Genomic DNA, 7195 nt, shown 5'->3' with positions numbered 1-7195 from the left:
GAACGGCTGAGCCCCTCGTGGCTGGGCGACTTGAGAACAGAAGCCTTGCTTGGCCGGTAGGGGGGGGGAGGCGCCGGGGGCCCCCCAGAAAAAACCAAAATAAAAACGGGACCCCACCCAAAACGCCCCACCCCCCCCCCCCCCCCCCCCCCCCCCGCCCCCCCCCCCCCCCCCCCCCCCCCCCCCCCCCCCCCGCCATCCCCCAGAAAGCCAGCTTCTGTCGTTGACGTTGCTTCTGCTTCGGCGGGTGCAGGGCGCAGCCCTGCAAAGAAACCCCAACCTCAGTAACGCGGCCGGCCTTCTTCCAGCACCTGGCGCAGGAACGGCACCGTGATCCGCCGCTTCGCCGCCAGCGATTCCCGGTCCAGCCAGTCCAGCAGCGTGATCAGCCCACCCAGCTCACGCCCGGTGTGCGACAGCAGCCACTCGATGGCTGCCTCGTCGATCGCCAGGCCACGGCGCAGCGCGCGCTCGCGCAGCACCGCCGCGCGGCCTTCCTCGTCCAGCGGCTGCAGCAGCACCCGCACGCACTGTCCCAGCCGCGAACGCAGGTCCGGCAGCACCAGGCCCAGTTCACCCGGGGATTTCTGTGCGGTGTACAGCACCGTCACGCTGGCAGCGCGCGCGCGGTTGTGGAAATCAAACAGCGCAATCTCGTCCTCGCGGTTGCCCGCCACGGCATCCAGTCCGTCCAGCGCCACCAGCTCGCGATGCTCCAATCCTTCCAACGCCACCCGCACCCGGCCCACCACGCTGGCCAGCGGCACATACGTCGGCAGCCGACCCGCCTGTTCCGCACTGGAACACATCGCCAGCGCCTGATGGGTCTTGCCGGTGCCAGCGGCGCCTTCCAGGTAGATCCAATCGTGGCTGGCACCTACTGCGATGGCATGCAGCTGCGCCAGCGCGCCGTCCGGCGCACCGATGAAGCTCTCCAGGCGCTGGTCCCGCGGATAATGCAGGGCCAGCGGAAGTTGCGGCACACCAATCACTTCAGCTCCGGACCCTTGTCGTTGCCAGGCACGATGATATGGGGCTGATCGATGACGCCATCAAGCACGATCGCAGGCTTCTCGCCGGCATACAGCTCGCTCTGGCGGTAGCGCTGGTGCGCATAACGCAGCAGCACGTTGGTCACCGCCGCCACCGGCAGCGCCAGCAGCATGCCCAGGAAGCCGAACAGCTGGCCACCGGCCATCACCGCGAAAATCACCGCCACCGGGTGCAGGCCGATCTTGTCACCGACGATGCGCGGGGTCAGCACGTAGCTTTCCAGCAGCTGGCCGACGGTGAACACCACGCCCACCAGGATCAGCAGCTTGAGGTCGATGCCCTGCGCCTGCACGAGTGCGGCCACCACCGCCATCAGGATGCCGGTGGTCGCGCCCAGGTAGGGAATGAAGCTGATCAGGCCGGCGATCAGGCCGATCAACAGGCCCAGCTTGAGGCCGACCAGCGACAGGCCACCGGCGTAGATCACGCCCAGCGCCAGCATCACCAGGAACTGCCCGCGGATGAACGCACCGAGCACCTCGTTGGATTCACGCGCCAGCGAGGTGATCGTGCCGATCTGGTTGCGCGGAATGACCGAGGCCACGCGCTCGACCAGCTTGTCCCAGTCGCGCAGGAAGTAGAACGCCAGGATCGGCAGCAGCAGGATGTTGACCACCCAGGTCACCACCGTGAAGCCCGAGCGCGAGACATAGCCCATGAAGGTCGTGGCGAATCCACCGGCCTGCTGCCAATGGCTGCGCACCCACTCGATCAGCCGGTCCGGATCCATCCACTGCATCACTTCCAGCCCGGTCTTCTGCTCGAACCAGGGAATGCCCTTCTCCATCAACCAGGCCTGCGCCTGCGGTGCGGCGGCGATCAACGTGGTGATCTGGCGCTCGATCATCGGCACCAGCACCAGCAGCAGCGCGGTGATCACCAGCACCATCGCTGCGAACACCAGCACCACGCCGGTCATCCGCGAGCGACCGGTGGCCTCGATGCGGTCCACCAGCGGATCGCCCAGCCAGGCCAGCGCCAGCGCCAGCACGAACGGGGTCAGGATCGGTGCCAGCAGCCAGACGACCCAGCCGATCAGGCCGGCCAGCAGGATGTACTTCAGGCGTCGCAGGAACTGCGCGATTTCCGCTTCCGGGGACAGGATCATCGCAGGCGGTACTCGTTGCTCACCGGCGCCGGCGCCGGTGCACCGGTCGTATCGTCGATCGGCGTGGGCAGCGCCGGCAGCGTTGCCGACGGCACCAGCACGCCGTTGTCGCCCAGCATGCGGTTGAATCCGGCCAGGCCGGTGGTCATCTCAAGGTTCAGCTCCAGGTGGTCGGCCGTCGCACGCAGCGGGGTGACGTTGCGCACCACCGCCACTTCACGCAGGCCGGCGGCCAGGCGCAGGTATTCCTCGGCACTGTTGATACCGGTCACCACCACGCGGTAGGTGCCGGCCTGGCCGGTGGCTGCACCGGCCTTGGCATAGCGCTTGACCAGGGCATCGGCCGCGCCGTCGGCACCGGCGGCCATTGCGCGCATGGCGTTGGCATCCTTGCTGGTCCACTTGCTCAGTTCACGGCCGTTGTCGACGAACACCCAGTCCGCCTGCCAGCCGCCACTGGCACGGTACAGCTTGCCGATCAACTGCATCGGCGGCGAATAGCGCGACGAAGCGCGCGCAACGGCGGCGCTGTCCTGGCGCCAGATGGCACCGGCCAGGGCCTGTTCGGCGGCACCGCCACTGGGAAGGCCGAGCTTGTAACCACGCTCGATGGCACGGCTCAGCAGTGGCCGCGCGGCATTGGCCTGCTGCACGCTGACCAGGCGCGGTCCGCTGCCATCATCGACCGCCAGCCACAGCACCGGCTTCGGCCGCGGCTGCGGCCACAGCGGCAGACCCAGCGCCGACACCAGCCCGTCAACGTCGTCCTCGCGGAAGCGGGCGACCAGCAGGGTGCGGAAGCTGGGGGCACCGCTGGCACCCACGCTCTGGTCCTGCTTGTAGTCATAACTGGCCACGTAATCCTTGGCGTTGCGCAGCGCCTGCACCACGCCGGGGCGGGACATTACGCTGCGATCTCCGGACAACTTGCCCAGAACCACGCTCAACGCACGCGCAAGCGCACCGTTGCGGTCAGCCTCGGCTTGGCTGTTGACGGGCACTTCGGCCTCGTACGCACCACTGGCAGTGGCAACATCCCCCTCGGTTCGCATGCCGCTCTGGGCCATCGTGGCCACCGGCAGGCACAGCGCAAGGAGCAGGGTCAAAATCAGGCTGCGGCGCATCAGGACATCCATTGGCTCGACGTATCCGGGGGGAATTGTTGCCCGAATACGGCCTTTGCGCCAATGCGGCCTGTTAAAATCGGCGATTCAACCCCTGCCAGCGCCGACGCCCGTGACCAACAGCCCGTCTTCCGCCCCTTCCCCCCTCACCTACCGTGACGCGGGTGTCGACATCGACGCCGGCAACGAGCTGGTCGAGCGGATCAAGCCCCTGGTCAAGCGCAGCTTCCGCCCGGAAGTGATGGGCGGACTGGGCGGCTTCGGCGCCCTGTTCGACCTGTCCAACAAGTACCGCGAACCGGTGCTGGTGTCCGGCACCGACGGCGTGGGCACGAAGTTGAAGCTGGCCCACCAGCTGAACCGCCACGATACGATCGGCATCGATCTGGTCGCCATGTGCGTGAACGACGTGCTGGTGCAGGGCGCCGAGCCGCTGTTCTTCCTGGACTATTTCGCCACCGGCAAGCTGGACATCGACACCGCTGCGGCGGTGGTCGGCGGCATCGCCAATGGCTGCACCGAGGCCGGCTGCGCCCTGATCGGCGGCGAAACCGCTGAAATGCCCGACATGTATGCCCCGGGCGAGTACGACCTGGCCGGCTTCACCGTTGCAGCGGTCGAGAAGAGCGAACTGAAGGACGGCGCCCACGTCGCCGCCGGCGACGTCCTGATCGGCATCGCCTCCTCCGGCCCGCACTCCAACGGCTATTCGCTGGTCCGCCGCATCTACGACCGCGCCGGCCGCCCGGCCGAGCTGGAGCTGGAAGGCGGGGTCAAGCTGGTGGATGCGCTGATGGCGCCGACCCGGCTGTACGTCAAGCCGATCCTGTCGCTGCTGAAGTCACATGGCGCTGCGATCCACGGCATGGCGCACATCACCGGCGGCGGCCTGACCGAAAACATCATCCGCGTGGTGCCCGAAGGCCTCGGCCTGGACATCCAGGCGTCGTCGTGGACCCTGCCGCCGGTGTTCCAGTGGCTGCAGAAGGAAGGCGCCGTGGCTGACAGCGAAATGTGGCGCACCTTCAACTGCGGCATCGGTTTCGTGCTGATCGTGGCCCCGGACCAGCTGGATGCGGTTTCCGCAGCGGTCAAGGCCGAGGGCCTGGAACATTGGACCATCGGCCAGGTGGTCACCGCCCAGGGCGACGAACGCGTCCACATCGCCTGATCGGCCGACCAAGGAACCTGCATGGACGCATCGCCCCCCTTGCCGCCGCCACTGTCCCCCCCGGTGCTGCCGCCGAACCCGGCCGCGCCGGTGTTCGGCCCGCAGGATGCCACCCAGCTGCGCCAGCTGGCGATCGCGCACTACGTGGTCGCCGGCCTGATTGCGGTGTTCTCGCTGATCTTCGTCCTGCATATCGCGCTGGGCATAGCCATGCTGACCGGTTCACTGCCGATGAAGTCCGGTGGTAATCCGCCATCGCCGGAAGACCAGCAGATCGTGGGTTGGATGTTCACCGTGATGGGCACCTGCATCGTGCTGGGCGGCCTGACCCTGGCCGGCTTCATGGCCTATGCCGGCCGTTGCCTGTCGCGGCAACGGCGCTACCTGCTGTGCATGATCGTGGCCGGCCTGTCGTGCCTGTTCACTCCCATCGGCACCATCCTTGGCGTGTTCAGCCTGGTGGTGCTGCTGCGCCCGCAGGTCAAGGCCGCCTTCGCCGCCAGCACCTGAACTGCCAGGCGCGTGCACCCTTCCTTCTGCTGACCGCCTCCACATGTCCACGCCCGCCCTGTCCACAGCTGCTCCCCACCGCACTGCAAACCTGTTGTCGGCACCGAAGAAGATCGCGCTGGCGCTGGTGCTGGCAGTGTTCGCAGCCACCTGGATCAACCCCCTGTGGCCTCTCGAACAGACCCTGCACAGCTCGCTGACCGTGGTCGGCCTGCTGGCCCTGTTCTGGGCCGACCGGCGCTGGCGCCTGGGCAACGGTGCGTTCATCGCGATCTGCGGGTTCATCGCCCTCCATTGCGTGGCCGCGCGCTGGCTGTATTCGAATGTCCCTTACGACGCCTGGCTGCAGTCCCTGTTCGGCTGGTCACCGGATGCGGCGTTCGGCTGGCAGCGCAACCATTTCGACCGCCTGATCCATTTCCTCTATGGCGTCTGCTTCACACCGGCGCTGCTGCAGCTGGCACGCCACAGCTGGCCGGCGCTGCGCATCGGCCAGGCGTTCACCCTGGCAGTGATGGCGGTGATGTGTTCCAGCCTGGTCTACGAATGGTTCGAGTGGGGCATCGCCCTGGCCTTGTCGCCCGACGCTGCCGAGGCCTACAACGGCCAGCAGGGTGACATGTGGGACGCCCACGCCGACATGCTGCTGGCAACGCTGGGCAGCGTGGTGACGTGGCCACTGCTGCGCCGGAGCGTGGCGCGATGAGCCTCTGCCGAATCGCGGTGCTGGCGTCCGGTCGCGGCAGCAACCTGCAGGCGATCCTGGACGCAATCGCCACGGCGCGGCTGCCGGCGGACATTGTCGGCGTGTTTTCCGACCGTCCCGATGCGGCCGCACTGGAACGGGTCGCACCGGAACAGCGCTGGGGCCATGCCCCGAAGGAATTCAGCGACCGCGCGGCCTACGAAATCGCATTGGGGGATGCGCTGGCCGCATCCACGCCGGACTGGATCGTCTGCGCCGGTTACATGCGCATTCTTGGCGCTGATTTCGTGCAGCGCTTCTCTGGACGCCTGGTCAACATCCACCCCTCGCTGCTGCCGCTGCACAAAGGCCTGCATACCCACGCGCGGGCCATTGGAGCCGGTGACCGCGAGCATGGCGCCAGCGTGCACCTGGTGGTTCCAGAACTGGATGCCGGTGCAGTACTGGCGCAGGCGCGGGTACCGGTGCTGGCCGGTGATGACGCGCAACGCCTGGCCGATCGCGTGCTTGCGGTGGAGCATCCACTGCTGATCGCCACCCTGCAGCTGCTGTGTGCCGGCCGCCTGGCTGAACAGGAAGGCCAGCCGACACTCGACGGTCACCCCCTGTTTAGGCCGTTGGCTCTAGATTCCGCCGGGAACCTGAACCGGTAACGCCCGTGCACACGCCCCGCTGACTGCGGGGCTGGCATCCTGCCCCCCTCCTGCGGTTCCTGCCGGCCATGAAGACTCCGTCCCTGTTGCGTACAACACTGCTGCTGCCGCTTGCCGTCCTCGCCTGTGCAGGCTGGGGACAGGCGCAACAACCCCAGCCCGCCCCGGCGCCTGCCGAGGTGGCGCCGCCGGTGCTGCCCGCGCTGGCGTGGGAGCCGCCGCCGCTGCAGCCGTTCAGCGCGACCTACCAGGCCTTCTACAAGGGCAAGGAAGCAGGCGATGCCACCATGCAGGTAACCCACACCGGCGGCAGCCAGTGGCGGGTGGACATGCAGGTGGTTGGTCGCCGCGGCTTTGCCAGCGTGCTGGGCCTGAACATCGAGCAGAGCACGGTCTTCGAAGAACGCGGCGGCGTGTATGCACCGCTGAGCCAGAGCACGGTGCGCAAGGGCCTGTTCCTGGGCAAGAAGGCGGTCGGCACCTACAACTGGCAGGCCGGCACCGCGCAGTGGAGCGGCGACGTCAAGAAGGATCGCGCGCAGCCCATTCCGCTGCAGGCCGGCGACCAGAGCGCGCTGCTGATGAACCTGTCGATCATGCGCGATGCCCGCCCCGGCGTGGCCATGCACTACCGCTACGTCGACATGGGCAAGGTGCGCCAGCACGATTACCAGGCCGCGCCGCAGACCGAGAACGTCGAGGTCGGCGACCTGTCCTACAACGCCCTGCGGGTATTCCGCAGCAATGGCGGCAACAACGAAACCATTCTCTGGATCGCCAACGGTGTCCCCACCCCGGTGCGCATCCTGCAACGCGAAGACGGCGAAGATCGCGTCGATCTGCGCCTGATCGAATACCAAGGAGTCTGAG

General features: G+C 67.5%; 8 protein-coding genes. 5 read left to right on the top strand and 3 right to left on the bottom strand.

Features of this window, described 5'->3' with window-relative positions:
* Window positions 1–281: 281 nt before the first annotated feature.
* Genes hda through ACVOLJ_RS18475 form a run of 3 tightly spaced genes read right to left on the bottom strand, consistent with a single transcriptional unit; the run spans window position 282 to window position 3285 of the window.
* Window positions 282–989, bottom strand: coding sequence for a DnaA regulatory inactivator Hda (gene hda / locus ACVOLJ_RS18485; protein ID WP_475278171.1), 708 nt, complete (start codon window positions 987–989; stop codon window positions 282–284).
* On the bottom strand, window positions 989–2161 hold the full coding sequence (locus ACVOLJ_RS18480; protein ID WP_475277629.1) for an AI-2E family transporter: 1173 nt from the start codon (window positions 2159–2161) through the stop codon (window positions 989–991). The genes hda and ACVOLJ_RS18480 overlap by 1 nt, the downstream gene beginning before the upstream one ends.
* Window positions 2158–3285, bottom strand: a complete 1128-nt coding sequence (locus tag ACVOLJ_RS18475) for a DUF2066 domain-containing protein (RefSeq protein WP_475277628.1) — start codon at window positions 3283–3285, stop codon at window positions 2158–2160. The genes ACVOLJ_RS18480 and ACVOLJ_RS18475 overlap by 4 nt, the downstream gene beginning before the upstream one ends.
* Window positions 3286–3397: 112 nt before the next feature.
* Between ACVOLJ_RS18475 and purM the strand changes: the two genes are divergently transcribed.
* The 5 genes from purM (at window position 3398) to ACVOLJ_RS18450 (ending at window position 7194) form a co-directional block, all read left to right on the top strand.
* Window positions 3398–4456, top strand: coding sequence for a phosphoribosylformylglycinamidine cyclo-ligase (gene purM / locus ACVOLJ_RS18470; protein WP_475277627.1), 1059 nt, complete (start codon window positions 3398–3400; stop codon window positions 4454–4456).
* A gap of 21 nt (window positions 4457–4477) precedes the next feature.
* Window positions 4478–4966 (top strand): hypothetical protein, encoded by a 489-nt coding sequence (locus tag ACVOLJ_RS18465; protein ID WP_475277626.1) that lies wholly within the window; start codon window positions 4478–4480, stop codon window positions 4964–4966.
* A 94-nt stretch (window positions 4967–5060) separates the two neighbouring features.
* Window positions 5061–5672: a DUF2238 domain-containing protein gene (locus tag ACVOLJ_RS18460; protein ID WP_481564787.1), complete on the top strand. Its 612-nt coding sequence runs from the start codon at window positions 5061–5063 to the stop codon at window positions 5670–5672.
* Window positions 5669–6325, top strand: coding sequence for a phosphoribosylglycinamide formyltransferase (gene purN / locus ACVOLJ_RS18455; protein WP_481564786.1), 657 nt, complete (start codon window positions 5669–5671; stop codon window positions 6323–6325). The genes ACVOLJ_RS18460 and purN overlap by 4 nt, the downstream gene beginning before the upstream one ends.
* A 68-nt stretch (window positions 6326–6393) precedes the next feature.
* A complete protein-coding gene (locus ACVOLJ_RS18450; protein WP_475277624.1) occupies window positions 6394–7194 on the top strand; it encodes a DUF3108 domain-containing protein in 801 nt (266 codons plus the stop codon).
* Window position 7195 lies beyond the last annotated feature (1 nt).

This window comes from Stenotrophomonas sp. STEN046, assembly GCF_056759755.1.
The sequence above is the reverse complement of the archived record's forward strand: the minus strand, read 5'-3'. Positions and strand labels throughout refer to the sequence as shown.